At 73.0% G+C, this 18,195-nt stretch carries 17 protein-coding genes and 1 tRNA gene; 10 read left to right on the top strand and 8 right to left on the bottom strand.

The window, feature by feature from the left end; all coding sequences use genetic code 11:
• Positions 1 to 31: 31 nt before the first annotated feature.
• Complete coding sequence (locus tag F4692_RS04260; protein WP_179618359.1) at positions 32 to 1,909, bottom strand: beta-propeller domain-containing protein; 1,878 nt, start codon at positions 1,907 to 1,909, stop codon at positions 32 to 34.
• 53 nt (positions 1,910 to 1,962) lie between these two features.
• On the opposite strand from F4692_RS04260, the gene F4692_RS04255 reads away from it, so the two are divergent.
• Together F4692_RS04255 and F4692_RS20660 are read left to right on the top strand one after the other, a co-directional pair.
• The gene (locus tag F4692_RS04255; protein WP_179618358.1) at positions 1,963 to 3,135 is read left to right on the top strand and encodes a saccharopine dehydrogenase family protein; all 1,173 of its coding nucleotides are present in this window, start codon (positions 1,963 to 1,965) and stop codon (positions 3,133 to 3,135) included.
• Positions 3,136 to 3,144: 9 nt separating this feature from the next.
• Entirely contained in the window at positions 3,145 to 4,221 is a 1,077-nt protein-coding gene (locus F4692_RS20660; protein ID WP_308645151.1) for a serine/threonine-protein kinase, read from the top strand.
• Between the two features lie 49 nt (positions 4,222 to 4,270).
• Here the strand turns inward: F4692_RS20660 and F4692_RS04245 are convergent, their stop codons facing one another.
• Complete coding sequence (locus F4692_RS04245; RefSeq protein ID WP_179618357.1) at positions 4,271 to 6,304, bottom strand: vWA domain-containing protein; 2,034 nt, start codon at positions 6,302 to 6,304, stop codon at positions 4,271 to 4,273.
• Between the two features lie 77 nt (positions 6,305 to 6,381).
• On the opposite strand from F4692_RS04245, the gene F4692_RS04240 reads away from it, so the two are divergent.
• Together F4692_RS04240 and F4692_RS04235 are read left to right on the top strand one after the other, a co-directional pair.
• Positions 6,382 to 6,882 (top strand): DNA-binding protein, encoded by a 501-nt coding sequence (locus F4692_RS04240; protein WP_179618356.1) that lies wholly within the window; start codon positions 6,382 to 6,384, stop codon positions 6,880 to 6,882.
• Positions 6,883 to 6,958: 76 nt separating this feature from the next.
• A complete protein-coding gene (locus F4692_RS04235) occupies positions 6,959 to 7,387 on the top strand; it encodes a hypothetical protein (protein ID WP_179618355.1) in 429 nt (142 codons plus the stop codon).
• A gap of 38 nt (positions 7,388 to 7,425) precedes the next feature.
• Here the strand turns inward: F4692_RS04235 and F4692_RS04230 are convergent, their stop codons facing one another.
• The gene (locus F4692_RS04230) at positions 7,426 to 8,139 is read right to left on the bottom strand and encodes a transporter substrate-binding domain-containing protein (RefSeq protein WP_179618354.1); all 714 of its coding nucleotides are present in this window, start codon (positions 8,137 to 8,139) and stop codon (positions 7,426 to 7,428) included.
• Positions 8,140 to 8,175: 36 nt separating this feature from the next.
• Positions 8,176 to 8,251: transfer RNA gene (locus F4692_RS04225), tRNA-Arg, on the bottom strand.
• 280 nt (positions 8,252 to 8,531) lie between these two features.
• Here F4692_RS04225 and F4692_RS04220 point away from each other — a divergent pair.
• From F4692_RS04220 to F4692_RS04200, 5 genes are all read left to right on the top strand, one after another.
• On the top strand, positions 8,532 to 9,908 hold the full coding sequence (locus F4692_RS04220) for an ABC transporter substrate-binding protein (protein ID WP_179618353.1): 1,377 nt from the start codon (positions 8,532 to 8,534) through the stop codon (positions 9,906 to 9,908).
• Positions 9,905 to 10,852, top strand: coding sequence for a carbohydrate ABC transporter permease (locus tag F4692_RS04215; RefSeq protein ID WP_179618352.1), 948 nt, complete (start codon positions 9,905 to 9,907; stop codon positions 10,850 to 10,852). The genes F4692_RS04220 and F4692_RS04215 overlap by 4 nt, the downstream gene beginning before the upstream one ends.
• The gene (locus F4692_RS04210; protein ID WP_179618351.1) at positions 10,852 to 11,658 is read left to right on the top strand and encodes a carbohydrate ABC transporter permease; all 807 of its coding nucleotides are present in this window, start codon (positions 10,852 to 10,854) and stop codon (positions 11,656 to 11,658) included. The genes F4692_RS04215 and F4692_RS04210 overlap by 1 nt, the downstream gene beginning before the upstream one ends.
• A gap of 111 nt (positions 11,659 to 11,769) precedes the next feature.
• Positions 11,770 to 13,053: an LCP family protein gene (locus F4692_RS04205; RefSeq protein WP_179618350.1), complete on the top strand. Its 1,284-nt coding sequence runs from the start codon at positions 11,770 to 11,772 to the stop codon at positions 13,051 to 13,053.
• Positions 13,050 to 13,238, top strand: a complete 189-nt coding sequence (locus tag F4692_RS04200; protein ID WP_179618349.1) for a hypothetical protein — start codon at positions 13,050 to 13,052, stop codon at positions 13,236 to 13,238. The genes F4692_RS04205 and F4692_RS04200 overlap by 4 nt, the downstream gene beginning before the upstream one ends.
• A gap of 165 nt (positions 13,239 to 13,403) precedes the next feature.
• Here the strand turns inward: F4692_RS04200 and F4692_RS04195 are convergent, their stop codons facing one another.
• Genes F4692_RS04195 through F4692_RS04185 form a run of 3 tightly spaced genes read right to left on the bottom strand, consistent with a single transcriptional unit; the run spans position 13,404 to position 14,844 of the window.
• Positions 13,404 to 13,775, bottom strand: coding sequence for an MscL family protein (locus F4692_RS04195; protein WP_179618348.1), 372 nt, complete (start codon positions 13,773 to 13,775; stop codon positions 13,404 to 13,406).
• A 57-nt stretch (positions 13,776 to 13,832) separates the two neighbouring features.
• Positions 13,833 to 14,465 carry an SAF domain-containing protein gene (locus F4692_RS04190; RefSeq protein ID WP_179618347.1) on the bottom strand — a complete coding sequence of 211 codons (633 nt, stop codon included), beginning with the start codon at positions 14,463 to 14,465 and terminating at the stop codon, positions 13,833 to 13,835.
• A gap of 52 nt (positions 14,466 to 14,517) precedes the next feature.
• A complete protein-coding gene (locus tag F4692_RS04185; protein ID WP_179618346.1) occupies positions 14,518 to 14,844 on the bottom strand; it encodes an FmdB family zinc ribbon protein in 327 nt (108 codons plus the stop codon).
• Positions 14,845 to 14,945: 101 nt separating this feature from the next.
• Between F4692_RS04185 and F4692_RS04180 the strand changes: the two genes are divergently transcribed.
• Positions 14,946 to 17,585, top strand: a complete 2,640-nt coding sequence (locus tag F4692_RS04180) for a penicillin acylase family protein (RefSeq protein WP_179618345.1) — start codon at positions 14,946 to 14,948, stop codon at positions 17,583 to 17,585.
• On the opposite strand, the gene F4692_RS04175 is transcribed toward F4692_RS04180, so the two are convergent.
• The gene (locus F4692_RS04175; protein WP_179618344.1) at positions 17,582 to 18,190 is read right to left on the bottom strand and encodes a 5-formyltetrahydrofolate cyclo-ligase; all 609 of its coding nucleotides are present in this window, start codon (positions 18,188 to 18,190) and stop codon (positions 17,582 to 17,584) included. The genes F4692_RS04180 and F4692_RS04175 overlap by 4 nt on opposite strands.
• Positions 18,191 to 18,195: the final 5 nt, after the last annotated feature.

Genomic DNA, 18,195 nt, shown 5'->3' with positions numbered 1-18,195 from the left:
CGGGGATTCGACACGGCGTCGCCGCGCCCGCTCAGCCGGCGGTGACGTCGAAGGAGGTGACGTCCTCGCCGGTCACCAGCACCACCGCGCCGCTGGCCAGCGGGACGAGGCGTACGTCCTCGACGTCGGTGCCGTGCTCGACCTCCACCATCCGGTTGGTCATCGAGCCGTCGGCGAGCGAGAGGACCGAGACCCAGCCCGTCGTCCCGGTCCAGCCCTCCGAGACCACGGTCAGCGCGACCCGCTGGTCGGGCAGCCAGGTGAACTGGCGCGGGTCGGCGGCGGCGCCCGCCTGGGTCTCCGCGCCGTAGGTGACCACGTCGAGCTGGCGCGGCCGGGTCAGGTCGGTGACGTCGAAGAGGGCCGCCTGCGCCCCGCGGGTGACGCCCTGCAGCGACGCGTCCTGGCCCATCCCGATGAGCCGGTGCTCGCCCAGGGGGTGGAGGTACTCCGAGAAGCCGGGGATCTCGAGCTCACCGAGCAGCCGCGGCGCGGACGGGTCGGACAGGTCGATCGCGTAGAGCGGGTCGGTCTGGCGGAAGGTCACCACGATGGCGAGGTCGTCGAACCACCGCACGGACGTGAGCTGCTCGTCGACGCCGAGCCGGTCGACGCGGCCGTCCTCGACCAGCGACGAGCCGTCCTCGCGCAGCGTGACCACCGAGTTGTAGTTGCCGGTCTCGCTGCTCGGCCCGACCGCGACGCGCAGGGAGGAGCCGACGGCGTCCATCGACCAGCGGTCGGCGACCGTGCCCTCCACCTCGCCCGACGCGACGTAGGTCGCGTCGGCACCGTCGAGGGCGAACGCGAAGACCGGCGTGGTGCCGGACGGGCCCGTGGTCTGGGCGGGGCGGCAGTCGATGCAGTCCACCCAGCCCCACGGCGGCTGGGCGGCGGCCAGGTAGAAGCGGTCGGTCGAGAAGTAGGAGATGTCGGAGTCGGTGGCGACCGCGGTGGTCGAGCGCGACGAGGGGTCGGCGGGGTCGAACGCCAGCACGGTCGTGGTGCCGAGCGCGAGGTCGTCGTCGGGGACCGCGACGTCGCCGCAGTCCACCACCGGTGCGCCGTCCACCGTCGGCAGCCAGTCGGCGAGCGTGGTGTCGCGGACCAGGCCGCGGTTGCGCAGCCTGGCGCGGAGCTCGCCGAAGGCTCCGCTCGGGACCGAGAAGTCGAGCTCGGGCAGCGCGCTCTGCACCACCACCCGGACGACGTCGCCGTGCAGGCGCACGGCCGACGCGCGGCCGCTGATCGTGGTGGCGTCCACGACCGAGGGTGACGTCGGGTCGGACAGGTCGACGGTCGTGATGGTCGAGGAGCGCCCGTCGTCGGAGGTGCCGAGGACCACCGCCCGCCCGTCCACGACGACCATCTCCCCGCCGGGGTCGCCGACCCAGACGGAGCTGCCGCGGGCGTCGTCGACCGGGGTCGAGGACAGCAGTCGCGGCCCGTCGCCCGCCACGTCGTAGGCCAGCAGCACGCCGTCGCGCATCCGCAGCAGCAGGCTGCCCGCGACCTTGACGACGTCGGACTCGTCGACGCCGACCTCCTGCACGTTGGTGCCGGACTCGTTGCTCTCCGAGCGTGAGGTCTTCACCATCGTCCGGGCGGACATCGACCCGGCCGCCGACTCCGAAGCCTGCGGCGACGCCGCGTCCATCGCGCCGACGTCGCCGTAGGCGATCACGCCGCCCCAGCCGTACGGACCCACCTGCTCGAGCGCCCGGTCGACGTAGGACGCGAGGAGGTCCTCGCAGCTCGCTGCCACGGTGAGGTCCGCGTTGGCGAGGCGGATCGGCGGCGATGCCGGCGGGCCGCCACCCTGGCCGTTGCCGACGACGTAGCCGACGCCCACGGCGACGGCGAGGCTGGTGACGGCGGCGACGCCGGTGGTGATGGTGCGGATCCTCATGGTCGTCGGACGCGACCGGAGGGGCCGTGGTTCCGCCGTGACACGATGGCGCGATGAGCGGAGCTGACGCGGGGCGTGACCTCGACATCGTGCTGTTCGGCGCCACCGGCTTCACGGGCGGTCTCGCCGCGGACTACCTCGCGGCCCACGCCCCCGACGGGCTGCGGTGGGGGATCGCCGGACGCAACGCCGACAAGCTCGAGGGCGTACGCCGTCGCCTGGGCGCCGCGGGGGAGCGGGTCGAGGTCCTCGTCGCCGACTCCACCGACGACGCGGCGCTGTCCGACGTCGCGCGGCGCACCCGGGTCGTCCTCACCACGATCGGCCCCTACCTCGCGCACGGCGGTCCGCTGGTCGCCGCCTGCGCCGAGGCCGGCACCGACTACCTCGACCTCACCGGCGAGCCCGAGTTCGTCGACCGGACCTACCTCGAGCACCACCAGACCGCCGTCCGCACCGGTGCCCGGCTCGTCCACGCGTGCGGCTTCGACTCGATCCCGCACGACCTCGGGGCGTGGTTCACGGTGCAGCAGCTGCCGTCGGACCAGCCGATCACCGTCCGCGGCGTGGTCCGCTCGGGCGGCACCTTCTCCGGGGGCACGTTCCACTCCGCCCTCGACCAGTTCGCGCGGGCCCGCGAGATGAAGCAGACGTACGCGGCCCGCCGCCGCGCGGAGGGCAAGCCCGCGGACGGCCGCTCCTCGCGCTCGGTGAGCGGGAAGCCGCACCGTGACCCGCTCCTCGGCTACTGGTTGCTCCCGCTGCCGACGATCGACCCGATCGTCGTCGCGCGCAGCGGCGCCGCTCTCGACGCGTACGGCCCGAGGTTCCGCTACTCGCACTGGGCCGGCACCAAGACGCTGCGCTACGCCGCCGGCGGCGCCCTCGGCGTCGGCGCCCTCACGCTCGCCGCGCAGGTCGGGCCGGTCCGCGACTTCCTGAAGAGCAAGGTGCCGCAGGGCTCCGGGCCGGACGAGGCGAAGCGGGAGCGGTCGTGGTTCACCGTGGACTTCGTCGGCGAGGCCGCCGGCCGCACGGTGCACACACGCGTGTCAGGCGGCGACCCGGGCTACACCGAGACCGCCAAGATGCTGTCCGAGGCGGCGCTCTGCCTGGCCCTCGACGACAACCCGTCGACCTCCGGCCAGGTGACCCCGGCCCAGGCGATGGGCGAGGCCCTGCTCGGCCGGCTGCAGTCGGCCGGCATCCGCTTCGAGACCGTCTGAGGCGACGACGTGGGGGAGGTCTTCGCCGGGCGCTTCGAGCTGCTCGAGCCGGTCGCCGAGGGCGGAATGGGCTCGGTGTGGGTCGTGCGCGACCGCCGCGACGACGAGGTGTACGCCGGCAAGGTGCTGCGCCAGTCCGACTCGGCGTCGCTGCTGCGCTTCATGCGCGAGCAGAGCACCCGCATCTCGCACGACCACGTCGTGACCCCGCTGTCGTGGGCCGGCGAGGACGACAGGGTGCTGTTCACGATGCCACTGGTGCGCGGCGGCTCGGTGGCCACCCTCATCGGGGACCACGGTGCCCTGCCCGCGCTGTGGGTGCGCGAGCTGCTCGTCCAGCTCCTCACCGCGCTCGACGCGGTGCACGCGACCGGGGTGGTGCACCGCGACGTGAAGCCCGCCAACCTGCTCCTGCACGCGACGGGTGAGGCGCGCCCGCACCTCCTGCTCAGCGACTTCGGCATCGCCGCGCGCGTGGACGCGCCGCGGCTCACCCACGCCAGCGAGGTCATCGGGTCGCCGGGCTACATGGCGCCCGAGCAGCTCGCCGGGGCCGACCCGGCCGTCACGCAGGACGTGTACGCCGCCGGGCTGGTCGGCCTGGAGATGCTGACCGGTGTGCGGCCTCCTCGCACGCGCGACGCCGCGGCCGCGCTGGTCGCCACGGAGCCCGGCCTGCAGGGTCTCGCGTCGCTGCTGCTCGAGGCGGCGCAGCACGAGTCGACGGCCCGCCCGCCCACCGCGGCGGCGCTCCGCGACCGGCTCCTCGCCCTCGACCTGTCCGCGGCACCGCACCCGTCCGAGCCGGTCGTCGTGCTCGACCAGCTCGAGGACGTGGCGCCCGGCCCGACGCGCGTCCGGCCGCGCGACACGGCCGAGGAGACGGCCGAGGAGACGGCCGAGGAGACGGCCGAGGAGACGGCCCGGAAGACGGTGGCGCCGCCCACCGACGCCGACGCGGCCCACACCGGGTCGGTGCCGTCGCCGGCCCCCGCGCCGGTCGGCCCTGCGGTCGGCCCCGCGGTCGCGCTCCTCGTCGTCGCGGCCCTGTGCCTGGTCGCCGCGGCGTGGCTCGTGCTGGCCTGAGCGGCCTAGACCTCGACCTCGACCTCGACCTCGACCGGCCGTCAGGTCGTCACGCGCGGCGCCCCCGCAGCAGGGCGACGGCACCCGCGACGCACCCGAGTGCGACCACGGCCAGGCCGCCCGCGGCCAGCGTGCGCGTGGGCATCCCGCCCCCGTCGCCGTCGTCCGCGGCCTGCCCGGACTCGTCCGTGGGGCCGTCGGTCGGATCGTCCGTCCCGTCCGCGCTGCCGGTGTCGTCGGTCGGCTCCTCACCCGTGTCCTGCGCGAGCGTCGGCGGCGCCCCGACGGGCCCGTCGGTCCCGGTGACGAGGGTCTGCCCGTCGGCGTACTCCGGCGCCCCCGACTCCTCGCCCCGCACCTGCAGGTCGAGGCGGAACGGCATCTCGTAGGAACGACCGCGGTAGTCCGCGTCCGCCGCGAACACGAGGTAGTAGTAGCCCGGCAGGCTGCTGCCGATCGTGTTGATGCCCTCGCGGTTGTTCCAGCGGACCTCGGGGGTCTGGGCGGAGAGGAAGTCGGCGCTGGACTGCGCCGCGAAGCCGCTCGTGCGGATGCCCTCACCGGTCATCGGGATCTCGCCGCGCATCGGGCTGTAGATCTTCATCGAGCCGAACGGACCCTGGAAGCCGATCTGCTCGCGCAGCGCCGGTGACGCGGCGGGCGTGCGCAGGCGGGCGCTGAGCTTCTGGCCGTACGCCACCTCGACCCGGAAGGCCTGCGTCTCGCCCGGGACGATGGAGCCGCTCCAGGCGCCGTCGGTCAGGACGGGTGCGGTGGCGAACGAGTCGCCGCCGCTCACCGGGGCCGGCTGGCCCGGGACGTCCGGCGGGTCGAGGACCATGCCGTCCCACGTGTCGGCCTCCGGCAGGGTCGTCCCGTCGGCGGGTGGCTCCTCGACGACCTGGAGGCTGAACGGCGCCTCGCCCCGGCCGAGGTTGCTCAGCGAGCGCGAGACCGAGATGAGCACCTCGTCCGAGGTCGCGCAGTCCTCGTCCCCGCTCGCCCCGGCGGCGACCTCGGCGCCCAGCAGCTCGGCGGAGTTGATGTTCTTGAAGCCGCTGTCGGAGCCGCAGAAGTCACCGAGCGGCGTGCTGGCCTCGAGCTGGACGGTGTCCCACTCCTTCGGGTCCCCGCCGAGGCTCGCCAGGCCGACGCGTACGGTCGAGCCGGGCATGGTGCGCGTGTAGGAGAACCAGCGCTCGACGGTGTCGGCCTTCGTCCCGACGGCGTCCACCCAGAGGCCGGCCTCGACCGGGGTGGGGTTCGCCGAGTCGCCGCCCGCCAGCGGCGTGCCGTCGAGGGCGAAGGGGCGCAGCGCGCGGTCCGTCGCGGTCTGCAGGCTCTCGACGATGTCGTCCGCGTCGTCGGCGTCGTAGTAGGTGCCGTTGCCCTTGGCGGCGACGCACCGCAGCTGGGCGCGCGCCTTCGCGTCGACCCCGAGGCCGACCACGTCGATCTGCAGGTCGATGCCCTGCTCGGCGAGCTCGCCCGCCACGACGCAGGGGTCCGGCTCGCAGGTGGCGACGCCGTCCGAGACCAGCACGATCGAGCGGGTCGACTCGCCACCGATGTCGCGGGCTGCCTGGCGCAGGGCGTACCCGATCGGCGTCTCGCCGTAGGGCTCGTACGACTCCAGCGCCGCCCGCAGCTCGTCACGGTTGTCGGTGCCGGGGTCGACCACGAGCTGGGAGTCGGTGCAGGCGCCCTTCTGGTCGCGGGAGAAGACCTTGGCGCCATAGACGCGCAGCCCGACGTACGCCTCGTCCGGCAGCCCGTCGACGACCGTGCCGAGCGCGTCCTTGGCCGCCTCGATCTTGGTCGCGCCGCCGGAGGCCGGTTCGGCCATCGAGCCCGAGGAGTCCAGCACCAGCACCATCCGCGCGTAGTCGGTCTCCGTCGTCGGGCCGCCGGACTGCTCGGTGCCGGACTGCTCGGTGCCCGTCTCGTCGGCCGCGCTGGCGGGGGCCGTCGCACCGAGGGCGGTCCCCAGCGCCAGCAGCGCGAGCGCGGCGCCGGCCGCCAGGGCGCGCACCGGCGCACTCGTCGGGCTCGTCGGGCCCGTCGGGGTGGTTGTCGTCGTCATGGTCGTACCTCCTGCGCCACGTCCTACCCGCCGTTTGCGATCGCAAACATAGCATTCGCATGCGTTACGCTGGCCGCATGGTCGCGCAGTCCGAGAGCCGTCAGCGGCAGCAGGAGCTCTACGGGGCCGCGATCGGCGACGTGCTGGACCGCGTCACCGCGACGCTCGGCATCAGCCGCGCAGCCGTGGCCCGCACGATCGGGGTCAGTGCGCCGATGCTGTCGCAGCTGGCCAGCGGCCGGCGTACGACGATCGGCAACCCCCTGGCCGTGCAGCGGCTGCGCGCCCTCGTCCAGCTCTGCGACGAGGTCGCCGCCGGCCTCGCGCACAGCGAGGTGGCCGTGCGGATCGAGGGCATCAGGGAGCAGGACTCGACCACCCTGACCGGGTCGGCGGACCGGGCGGCGCCCACCACGGCCGAGCTGCTGCGGGCGGTGGCGTCCGGGCAGGACCTGCTGCGGGCGGCCGACCTGCTCGAGGCCGAGCACCCGGCCCTGTCCGAGCTCATCCGCGTGCACGGCACCGGTTCGGCGGAGGACGTACGCGCCCACCTCGACGGCCTGGCCCACCTGCGCTGACGCCGCCGGCGGGCCCACGCCGTTGGACGGGCGGGGCGGCGACGTTGGGAATGCCTCGGAGTGGGCACAGGGCGTCATGAGGAAGACGAAGATCGCGGCTGCAGCCCTGCTGGTCACGCTGAGCGGCTGCACGGTCGGCGGCGCGGACGCACCCACGGGTGACCCGGAGAAGACGCTCTCCGCGGAGCCGACGGAGAACGACGAGGTGGACGCGGTCTCGGGCCGGCCGCTCTCGGACTTCGAGGGGTCCCCGACCTACGAGTGGCGCGCGACGATCTCAGAGGACCCGGAAGGCCTGGTCGGCGAGATGCAGGCAGTCGCGCCACACCTCGGCGAGGGCGACCTCGACGACCTGCTGGGCACGTGTGAGTCGATCGAACGAGGCACCACCGGCCAGGCCCTCGTCGACGAGTCGGTGGCCCGGTTCTCTGGGTCGGCCGACGAACCGGTCACTCCCGACCAGGCGGAGGCCCTCATCGGCATCGCGCAGGACGTCTGCCCCTAGCGCGCCGCGACGACGCCCACCCGGCTGACGGGTACGGCTCAGGCCGGCGGCGCCACCGTGGCCTCCACGCCGCTGCGCGCGAGCTCGTCGCGGACGAAGCCGGTGGCCTTGAGGTGCTCGACGAAGGCGGCGACCGCGGCGACGGCGGCGGGGTCGAGCGCGCGCGGCAGGCCCACGGACTGGCGGATCTCCATGAACGCCGGCTCGAGGATGCGCCTCTCGGTCCCGGCCACGTAGTCCTCCATCGGCTGCCGCACCCCGGCAGCAGCGTCGAGGTGCTCCTCCTCGAACACGTCGGTGGCCTCGGACGCGCGGACGAGCTCGGCGTGCTGGAGGGTCCGGGTGAGGTAGAGGTCGTAGGCCGAGCCCGTCCGGACGCCGACGCGGACGCCGTCGCGGTCCACCTCGTCCGAGGACGTGAGGGGGGAGTCCCCCTCGGTGACGTACACGCCCTCGATCAGCACGTAGGGCGCGGTGAACGCCACGCCCTCCTCGCGGGCCGGCTCGTTGGCCAGGAAGCAGAGGTCGACGCGGCCCTCGGTGATCGCGGCGTACGCGTCGCGCGCGGCGTCGACGCACTCGAGCTCGAGCGGCACGCCGAGCCACCGGGCGACCTCGCGGGCGATGGCCACCGTGACGCCGCGGGGCTCCTCGGCCGTGCCCTGGGCGAGCACGGGGTTGCCGAGGTTGATGACGACGCGGAGGGCGCCGGTCGGCGCGACGGAGGCGGTGGGCGGGACGGGAACGGTCATGCGGAGCTCCTGGGGTCGGGGGAGGCGGGAGCGCCGTGGTGCCCCAGGCAAGAGTCGAACTTGCGACCTTTCGCTTAGGAGGCGGCTGCTCTATCCACTGAGCTACTGGGGCGTGCCGCGTTGCCGCGGCGGTGAGCATCCTGCCACCGACGAGCCGGGCGGGCGAACTCAGCGGGCGAACTCGCTGGCCGGTCCCGGCGGCGGGTCTCAGTGGGACGTCGGCGTCCCGGAGAGCCGGCCCCGCCGCCCCGCGGGCTACGCCCCTCGGGGTGTGTCCCACCTTTGTCGAACCGCCCTAGCGTCACAGCTGCCCCGCTTCGCCCCGCGGCCCCAGACGCACGGTGGAGCACTCCACCGGTCCGTGCAGCTCGTCGACAGATCGGGACAACCTCATGCAGCACGCCTCTCGGACCGGTGCCCGCGCGCCACGTCCCGGCCCGGTCGCGCTCTCGCGGCGCTCCCTCGTGGCCGGCGCGGCAGTGGCAGCGACCGTGCCCGCGCTGTCCGGGTGCGCCGGGCTCACGAGCCGGGTGTCCGCGACCACGGCGGGGCGACGCGACCTGCTCAGCGTGCAGGTCTACGGCACCGACGTGGAGGCGACGATCTACGACGAGCTCGCGCGGCGCTTCGAGCAGACCAGGCGCGGCGTCACCGTCGACCTGGTCTCCGTGCCGTTCTCCGAGGCGTCGGTCGGCATCGACACCGGCCTGGCGTCCGGCACGGCGCCCGACGTGTTCCGCGTCGACTACCCGACGATGGGCGTCTATGCGAGTGCCGACCAGCTGCTCGACGTGGGTGACGCCCTCGACGACCTCGCCGGCGACCTGTCGAAGGCCTTCCTCGGCGCGGTCAGCCACGACGGCCGGATCTACGGGATGCCGCAGCACGTCGACACGAGCGCGCTCGTCTACCGCCCCGACGTGCTGCGCGACGCCGGCATCGGCTCGGTGCCGGACCGCCCCGAGGACGCGTGGACGTGGGAGGAGCTCGGCGAGGTCGCCGACCGGCTCACCGACGCCGCCCCCGACGGGTCGGCGGCGTTCGGCGTGAACTGGCAGGCGCTCGGTGCCTTCCGCTGGCTCAACTTCCTCTTCCAGGCCGGCGGCCACGTCTACTCCGACGACCTGACCCGCGGCGCGCTCGACAGCCCCGAGGCCCGGCGGGCCCTCGACTTCACCGCCTCCTTCTTCGAGCGCGGGTGGGTGCCCGGGTCGACGTCCACCAAGGCCGCGACCTACCCCGACTCGCTCTTCACCTCCGGCACGCTCGGCATGCTCTACGCCGGCAACTTCCTGCTGCCCGCCTTCGCCGAGACGATCAAGGACCGCTTCGAGTACGCCGTGACCTACCTGCCGCGCGACGAGCGACGGGCGAGCGAGCTCGGCGGCAACGCGCTGGTCGCCAGCAGGACGGCCACCAACCCCGACCTCGCCGCCGACTTCCTGGCCTTCATGGGGGAGCCGGAGCAGATGCAGGCCTTCTGCGAGGCGGCTGTGCTGCTGCCCACCCGCACGTCGCTGCTGGACCGGCGGCTCGACTTCGCCGTCGCGGCGGACCTGATGCCGGTCTACGCCGACCAGGTCACGACCATCGAGGACCGCGACGTCGCCGACGTGACCACGGCGACCTTCGCCGAGGTCAACCTCGCACTGGCCAACGAGCTCGAGCAGTGCTTCCTCGGCGGACGCTCCGTCGAGGACACCCTCGCCGCACTGGACGAACAGGTGAGCGAGTCGGCCGCTCTCAACGTCGAGGACGGTGCAGCATGAGCGCCCCCGTGGTCGAGGCTCCCGCGGACCGCGAGGTGCCCGAGGAGCGGCCGGCCGGCGACCGGGCGCCGGCGTCGAGCCGCGGCGGGTCGCTGACGGCGTACGCCATGGTCGCGCCCAACCTCCTGCTGATCGTCGTGTTCCTGCTCGTGCCGCTCGTGTGGGCGCTGGTGATGTCCTTCCAGGCCAAGCGCTCCTTCGGCCCCGGCCGCTGGACGGGGCTCGACAACCTGACCCGTCTCCTGGGCGACGACGTGTTCTGGCGGGCGCTGCTCAACACGGGCATCTTCACGGTGGCGACGGTCCCGCTGAGCGTGGGCCTGGGCCTCGCGCTCGCGCTGCTGATGGACCGTGCGCTGCCGGGGCGGGGCGTCTTCCGCACGATCGTCTACCTCCCGATCGCGATCAGCACGCTGGTCACCTCGCTGGTCGGGCTGCTGCTCTTCGACGAGACGGTCGGCATCGTCAACGGGCTGCTGCGCGACGCCGGGATCGGGCCGGTGTCGTGGCAGACCGACGGCCGGCTCGCGATGGTGACGGTGGTGCTGATGACGCTGTGGACCCGGGTCGGCTTCGGGATGCTCGTCTACCTCGCGGCCCTGCAGGACGTCGACGGCGAGGTGATGGAGGCCGCCGCGGTCGACGGCGCCGGTCCCCTCGCCCGGGTGCGGCACATCGTCGTCCCGTGGCTGCGCCCGACGACGTTCTTCCTGGTCGTGATCAACCTGATCTGGTCGTTCCAGGTCTTCGACGTGGTCTACGTGATGACCAACGGCGGGCCGGGCTACGACACGACCATGCTCGTCACCTACGCCTACGACGAGGGGTTCGGCGCCGCCCGCAACTTCGGCTACGGCGCGACGGTCGGGCTGGTCCTCTTCGTCGTGACGCTGGCGGTCACGCTCGTGCAGGTCCGCATCAACAGAAGGACGGAGGAAGCGTGATGTCGCGTCCGCTGAGGTTCGTGGTGTGCGTGCTGGTGTGCGCGGTGTTCGCCTTCCCCCTCCTGGCGATGGTGGTCGTCGCGTTCACCCCGCGCGAGCTCATCTTCGACGGTGGTGCCGGGCTCTGGCCCGATCGCTGGACCACGTCGAACTTCACCGGCTTGACCGAGGCGTTCCCGGTCTGGCGGTGGTTCGGCAACGCGCTGGTCGTGGCGACGCTGACGACGGTGCTCGCCGTCGCGGTGAACCTCGCCGCCGGGTACGCCCTGGCCAAGCTGCCGTTCCGCGGCCGCGGACTGGTGTTCGTCGTGGTGCTGAGCACCCTGATGGTGCCGACGCAGGCGATCATGATGCCGCAGTTCGAGCTCGTCGCCCGGATGGGGCTGATCGGGTTCTTCTGGGCCGTCATCCTGCCGTCGGCGTCCACCGCGCTCGGCGTCTTCCTCGCCCGGCAGTTCTTCCTCTCGGTGCCGATCGAGCTGGTCGAGGCGGCCCGCATCGACGGCTGCAACCACTGGACCGCGTTCGTCCGGATCGTCCTCCCGCTGGCGAAGCCGCTGATCGCGGTGATGGCGCTGCTGGCCTTCATGACGCAGTGGAACGACTTCCTGTGGCCGCTCATCACGCTCCGCGACCCCGACCTCTACACGCTCCCCGTCGCGATGAGCTACCTGCAGGGCCAGTTCGACGCCGACTACGGCGGCCTGATGGCGATGGCCCTGGTCTCCTGCGTCCCCCTGCTCGTGGTGTTCGTCGTCCTCCAGCGCTACTTCGTCGCCGGCTTTGCACGCTCCGGCATCCGGTGAGGGGGTCGACCCGCACGCCGCAGCGCCTCGCGCGGAGCGCCGCATTCTTGCGCTCGTGAAGTAGGTTCTGTGCGGTCAGCCCCTGTCCACACCCCGTCGAAGGTGAGCCCCGTGTCCGATGAGTCGCGCCCGGAGCCCGCTGACGGTGCGCCCAAGAGACGGGCGAAGGTCGCCAGGAAGCACACGGTCGGACGGGTCATCCTCATCAGTGCCGTGGTGCTCGCGCTGATCACCGGGCTCAGCACGGTCTACTTCATCCGCCACCTCAACGGGAACATCGAGGGCATCTCCCTCGGTGGCCTCGACGAGGACGAGCGACCCGCAGAGGTCTACACCGGCAACGGCCAGCCGCTCGACATCCTCGTCATGGGCTCGGACTCGCGCGACTGCGACGGCTGCGGGATCGACCAGGAGGGCGGCGGTGGCTCCGACACCACCATCCTCGTGCACCTCTCCGCGGACCGCAGCCGGGCGTACGCCGTCTCGATCCCGCGCGACTCGATCGTCGACCGGCCCGAGGACGGCTGCGACTCACCGGCCGTGTCGGACGTGATCTGGAACGCGGCCTACGGCGTCGGCGGCCCGACCTGCACGCTGCGCCAGCTCGAGGAGAACACCGGCATCCGCGTCGAGCACTTCGTGGTGGTCGACTTCGCGAGCTTCGGCTCGATGGTCGACGCGGTCGGCGGCGTGCCGGTCTGCGTCCCCGAGGACATCGACGACCCCAAGCACGGCATCTTCGTCCCGAAGGGCGACCCGTCGGTGCTCACCGGCGACGAGGCCCTCGACTACGTCCGGGCGCGCTACGTCGGCGACCTCCTCCAGCAGAACGACATCTCCCGGATCCGGCGCCAGCAGGAGTTCATCGGCGCGCTCGTGCGCGAGGTGCTCTCCGCCGGGACGCTGACCCGTCTCGACAAGGTCGTGCGGTTCCTCGACGCGGCGACCAAGTCGCTCAGCACCGACGAGGAGTTCGCCAACGTCACCCGCCTCGGCAAGGTGGCGATGCAGCTGCAGGGCATCGGCCTCGACAAGATCAAGTTCGTCACCCTGCCGACCGCCTACTACCCGCGCGACTCCGAGTTCTGGGGCCGCGTCTACTGGACCGAGCAGGCCGACGAGATCTGGAAGCTGATCAACGAGGACAAGGAGCTCCCGGCCAAGCTCATCAAGGGCACGTCGGTCAGCGCCGAGGGCCCGCCCGGATCGTCGACCAGCTCGCCCACGGCCGGCGAGACGGAGTCGAGCGAGACCCCGTCGAACACGCCGTCCAACACCCCGTCGAACACCCCGTCCGACACACCGTCGGAGACGGTCACCGAGACGCCGCCGGCGTCACCGAGCACGCCGAGCTCGCCCGCCGCGGAGGAGCCGGTCCCCGGGGTCTGTGCATGAGCACCCCCTCGGACTCGCGCCCCGACCCGCAGCAGGAGCCGGAGTGGAAGCGCCGCCAGCGCTTGGCGGCGGTCTTCGGCGAGTCCGGTCCCGAGCAGACGACGGACGACTCCGACGCGCGCGAGGACCGGCCGGGCAAGGGCGACGACTGGTACCGCGAGCAGGTGCCGCCGCACCACGGCTGAGCGTGGGTTCCTTTCGTGACTTGAGCGACCACATGACCGCTCAAGTCGCGACATACCGTGCGCCGAGCGGACATTTCAGGTAGCAAGTGGCTGGCTGCCCCCACACGAGAACGGCCCGCCCCTGCCGGGACGGGCCGCCGGGTGGTGCGGTGGTGCGGGGCCGGCTCAGACCGCCCCGCCGCGCGTCTTGAGCAGGTCGCGGATCTCCTCGAGCAGGGCGACGTCGGCCGGGGTGCCCTTGTCCTCGGCCGGGAAGAAGCGCTCCTTGGCCTTGGTGTAGGGCGTCACGACGAAGAAGTAGACGACGGCGGCCAGGATGAGGAACGCGATGCCGGCCGTCAGGAACGGACCGACCGAGATGTCGCCGGGGGCGTAGGAGTCGAAGTTGGGCTGGGCGCCGCCGGTGATCTTCGCGACGAACGACAGCAGCATCTCCGTGAAGGCCGTGACGACCGCGGCGAACGACGTGCCGATGATGACCGCGACGGCCAGCTCGACCAGGTTGCCGCGCAGGATGAAGTTCTTGAAGCCGGTCATGGTGGTTGCTCCCTCTTGATGCGCCCCGAGAGGCGAACGAGTGACTACCCGCGAACGCTAGCGCTCCCAGGACACCGTGAGGAACTGCGACAACCCTGCGGATGCGATGCGTACGGCCTCGGTGGCCGTCGCCGCGACGACCACCAGCGCACCGCCCGAGCCCCCGGTCGGGCCCTCCGGCACGTCGCGCGGGGTCGCCAGGACGGTGACGTCGCCGGCCACCAGGCTGGTCTCGCCCGAGCCGGGGTCGGTGGCGACGAGATCGACCTGGTCGCCCGGGCGCAGGAGCGCCGCCATGCCCGCGTCCGGCAGCCGCACCGGCACGACCGTGCGGCCGGGCTGCGCATCGGCGAGCCCCGGGCCGACCAGGCGTGCGTCGGTCACCACCTCACCGCTGCCGAGGGGAGCGGCGAGCACGCGTCCGGCCGCTGCCTCGGCGGCGGTGTCGGGGGCCAGGGCGGCGGGGTACGCCCGGAGGGCGAGGTCGTCGTCGCCGAGCAGGGTGCCGGACGGCAGGTCGCGCGCGGCGACCAGCACGTCGACGGTGTCGGGCGGCGGCGGGGCGAGCGTACGCAGCGCGGCGAGCACGGCGACGGCGGTGAGCGCCGCGGCGATCAGCCGGCGACGCCGGAGCAGCTGGTGGCGTACGGCGCGGAGCCGACGGCGTGCCGGCGGGAGTCCCGGGAACATGCTCCGACGCTAGGCCGGATCACGGCTCACCCGCTGGCGGCATCCACAGGGGTCAGTCGGACGAGGACGACGACGAGGAGCTGGACGACGACGAGGACGACGACGAGGACGACGAGGAGCCGGCGGTCGACGAGCTGGACGCGCTGGACGACGAGTCCGACGATGTCGTCGTGGAGGAGGAGGTGTCGGACGACGAGGAGGTGGAGCGGCTGTCGGTGCGGTAGAAGCCCGACCCCTTGAACACCACGCCGACGGCGTTGAAGAGCTTGCGCAGCTTGCCGTCGCACTCCGGGCAGACGGTCAGCGCGTCCTCGCTGAAGCTCTGGAACTGCTCGAAGGAGTGCCCGCACTCGGTGCAGGCGTACTGGTAGGTGGGCATCTGTGTCCTCGTGCGATCAAGACGGGCGATCGGCCGGGCCCGCGCGACGCGCTGGCACTCAGGCCCTTCGACTGCCAATGGTACGGCACAATGGCGAAGCGATGAGCGAGCCGTCACCCACCCCCGCGACCGACCAGCCACCCGCACCGCAGCGGATCAGCTGGCGGCAGACGTTCCGGCGCGCGCCCCGGGGGGTCCGCTGGGCGGCCTGGACGGCGCTCGGCCTCGTGCTCGTGCTGGTCGTCCTCGCCGTCGCGGGCACGGTCGTCGTGCGCCGGTCCCTGCCCGACCACGACGGCACCATCGAGGTGCCGGGCCTGAGCGCGTCGGTGGAGGTGGTCCGCGACGCGGAGGGCATCCCGCAGGTCTACGCCGACACCGACGCCGACCTCATGTTCGCGCAGGGGTTCGTGCACGCGCAGGAGCGCTTCTTCGAGATGGACTTCCGCCGCCACGTCACGGCCGGGCGGCTCTCGGAGATCTTCGGGCCGGACACGCTCGAGACCGACCGCTTCATCCGGACGATGGGCTGGCGGCGGGTCGCCGAGCAGGAGTGGGCACTGCTCCAGCCCGCGACACGGGACGCGCTGACGTCGTACGCCGAGGGCGTCAACGCCTACCTCGCCGACCGGAGCCCGTCGCAGCTCGCGCCGGAGTACGCCATCCTCGGACTCACCGGCCTCGACTACTCGCCCGCGGAGTGGGACCCCGTCGACTCGCTGGCCTGGCTCAAGGCGATGGCGTGGGACCTGCGCGGCAACATGGACGCCGAGGTCGACCGGGTGCTGCTCTCGCTCGACCACGACGAGGACGAGATCGCCGAGCTGTGGCCGGACTACCCCTTCGACCAGCACCCGCCGATCGTCTCCGGGGGCGGCGTGGTCGACGGCGTCTTCGAGCAGAACGCGACGGGCAACGCGACCCGCAACCCCACGCGCCCGGCGTACCCCGCGGGGGTCGTCGAGGCGCTCGAGCGCGTGCAGGACCGGCTCGACGCGGTCCCCGAGCTGGTTGGCAAGGGGCGCGGCATCGGCAGCAACTCCTGGGTCGTCGACGGTGAGCACAGCGCGACCGGGATGCCGATCCTGGCCAACGACCCGCACCTGGGGATCAGCCAGCCGGGCATCTGGATGCAGATGGGCCTGCACTGCCGCGAGACGTCGGCCGACTGCACCCTCGACACGTCGGGGTTCACCTTCTCCGGCGTGCCCGGCGTCATCATCGGCCACAACGCCGACATCGCCTGGGGGTTCACCAACCTCGGGCCCGACGTCACCGACCTCTTCCTCGAGCAGACCGAGGGCGACGACCGCTACGTCCGCGACGGCGGGACCGAGGCGATGGAGGTGCGCACCGAGACGATCAAGGTGCGCGGCGAGGACGACGTCGAGCTGCGGGTGCGCGAGACGGTCCACGGCCCGCTGATCAGCGACGTGTCCTCGGAGTTCGCCACGGTGGGCGCCAACGCCCCGACCGACGAGCCTGGGGACCGGGGGAGCGGCTACGCCGTCGCGCTGGCGTGGACCGCCCTCGACCCGGCGCCGACGGCCGACGCGATCCTCGGCCTCAACCGCGCGTCGGACTGGGACGAGTTCCGCGCGGCCGCCGCGGACTTCGCGGTGCCGTCGCAGAACCTGGTGTACGCCGACCGCGAGGGCCACATCGGCTACCAGTCTCCCGGCCGGATCCCGATCCGTCGTGCGGGCAACGACGGCACGATGCCGGTCGAGGGCTGGATCAGCGCCAACGACTGGACCGGCGACTACGTGCCGTTCGACGGCCTGCCGAGCGTGCTCGACCCGGAGGAGGGCTTCATCGCGACGGCCAACCAGGCCGTCATCGACGAGCGCTACCCCTACCTGCTCACCCAGGACTGGGACTACGGCTACCGGTCGACCCGGATCCGCGAGGTGCTCGAGGAGGAGGGCGAGCTGTCCGTGCAGGAGATGGCCGACCTCCAGCTCGACACGACCAACCCGATGGCCGAGAGCCTCGTGCCCTACCTCCTCGACATCGAGACGCTCCCCAACGGCTACTACCGCAACGCCCAGGACCTCCTGCGCGACTGGGACTTCACCTCGCCCGCCGACAGCGCGCCGGCGGCGTACTTCAACGTCGTGTGGCGCAAGGTCCTCGAGCTGACCTTCCACGACGACCTGCGCCGGCGCACTTGGCCGGACGGCGGCGACCGCTGGTTCCTCGTCGTCAGCCGGATGCTGTCCGAGCCGGCCGGGCCGTGGTGGGACGACGCCGGCACCGACGACGTCGTCGAGACCCGCGACGACGTCCTGCGGCAGGCGATGGTCGAGGCGCGCGACGAGCTCACCCGACGCCAGGCGCGCGACCCGCAGCTGTGGACGTGGGGGCACCTGCACCGGATGAACCTGCACAACGCCACCCTCGGTGAGTCCGGCATCGGGCTGGTAGAGCGGCTCTTCAACCGCGACGGCTGGGAGGTGGGCGGCGGCTCCTCGATCGTGGACGCGACGTCGTGGAACGCGGTCGACGGCTACGAGGTCACGGCCGCGCCCTCGATGCGGATGGTCGTCTCGACCGCCGACTGGGACGACTCGCGCTGGATCAACCTCACCGGCGTCTCCGGCCACCCCGCGTCGTCGCACTACTCCGACCAGACCGAGCTCTACGTCGAGGGACGCACCCTGCCCTGGGCGTACTCCCGCGACGCCGTCGAGGCCACGGCCGAGGACCGGCTGGTGCTGGCGCCCGCGGACCCCGACTAGCCCTCCAGGGGGCCGAGGCGCCGCACCCCGGACGCCGTCAGCACGAACCCGACCCGTACGTCGTGGGGGTCGGCGGGCACGTCGAGGCCCACCTCGTCGTCGAAGAGCACGATGGCCACCGGGGTCTGGGCCGGGACGCGCGGCAGGACGCGGTCGTAGTAGCCGCCGCCCTGCCCGAGCCGGTCGCCGGCGGGAGAGACGGCGAGCCCGGGGGCGAGCACGACGTCGGCGGTGCGGACGGCGTCGACACCGAGCCGCGGACCGGAGGGCTCGAGCAGCCCGCGCACGGCGGGGGCCAGGTCGTCCGGTCCGGTGTAGACCGTCCAGTCGAGGTCCCGGTCGGGCCGCACCACCGGCACGACGACCCGCGTGCCCGCGGCGACCAGAGCCTCCAGCAGCAGTCCCGTGCCCGGCTCGCTGCCGACGGAGACGTACGCCGCGACCGTGGCCGCGTCGCGCACCGGGCCCCAGCCGAGGGCGACCTCCGCCACGGCGGCTGCGACCTCGGCGGACGCGTCCGGCGGGCGACGCCTGCGGGCGGCCCGCACCTGGTCGCGCAGGGCGGTCTTGGCGGCGGCGCTGTGAGCCGACTGTGGTGAGTCCACGTCGG

The sequence above is a fragment of the Nocardioides cavernae genome (assembly GCF_013410035.1).
In the GTDB taxonomy this organism is placed as follows: domain Bacteria; phylum Actinomycetota; class Actinomycetes; order Propionibacteriales; family Nocardioidaceae; genus Nocardioides; species Nocardioides cavernae_A.
The sequence above is the reverse complement of the archived record's forward strand: the minus strand, read 5'-3'. Positions and strand labels throughout refer to the sequence as shown.

Coding starts and splice junctions, on each gene's coding strand:
- F4692_RS04255 (WP_179618358.1), top strand. CDS start 1,963: ATGAGCGGAGCTGACGCGGGGCGTGACCTCGACATCGTGCTGTTCGGC.
- F4692_RS04215 (WP_179618352.1), top strand. CDS start 9,905: ATGAGCGCCCCCGTGGTCGAGGCTCCCGCGGACCGCGAGGTGCCCGAG.
- F4692_RS04240 (WP_179618356.1), top strand. CDS start 6,382: ATGGTCGCGCAGTCCGAGAGCCGTCAGCGGCAGCAGGAGCTCTACGGG.
- F4692_RS04195 (WP_179618348.1), bottom strand. CDS start 13,775: ATGACCGGCTTCAAGAACTTCATCCTGCGCGGCAACCTGGTCGAGCTG.
- F4692_RS04200 (WP_179618349.1), top strand. CDS start 13,050: ATGAGCACCCCCTCGGACTCGCGCCCCGACCCGCAGCAGGAGCCGGAG.
- F4692_RS04245 (WP_179618357.1), bottom strand. CDS start 6,304: ATGACGACGACAACCACCCCGACGGGCCCGACGAGCCCGACGAGTGCG.
- F4692_RS04260 (WP_179618359.1), bottom strand. CDS start 1,909: ATGAGGATCCGCACCATCACCACCGGCGTCGCCGCCGTCACCAGCCTC.
- F4692_RS04235 (WP_179618355.1), top strand. CDS start 6,959: ATGAGGAAGACGAAGATCGCGGCTGCAGCCCTGCTGGTCACGCTGAGC.
- F4692_RS04220 (WP_179618353.1), top strand. CDS start 8,532: ATGCAGCACGCCTCTCGGACCGGTGCCCGCGCGCCACGTCCCGGCCCG.
- F4692_RS04190 (WP_179618347.1), bottom strand. CDS start 14,465: ATGTTCCCGGGACTCCCGCCGGCACGCCGTCGGCTCCGCGCCGTACGC.
- F4692_RS04185 (WP_179618346.1), bottom strand. CDS start 14,844: ATGCCCACCTACCAGTACGCCTGCACCGAGTGCGGGCACTCCTTCGAG.
- F4692_RS04180 (WP_179618345.1), top strand. CDS start 14,946: ATGAGCGAGCCGTCACCCACCCCCGCGACCGACCAGCCACCCGCACCG.
- F4692_RS04210 (WP_179618351.1), top strand. CDS start 10,852: ATGTCGCGTCCGCTGAGGTTCGTGGTGTGCGTGCTGGTGTGCGCGGTG.
- F4692_RS04230 (WP_179618354.1), bottom strand. CDS start 8,139: ATGACCGTTCCCGTCCCGCCCACCGCCTCCGTCGCGCCGACCGGCGCC.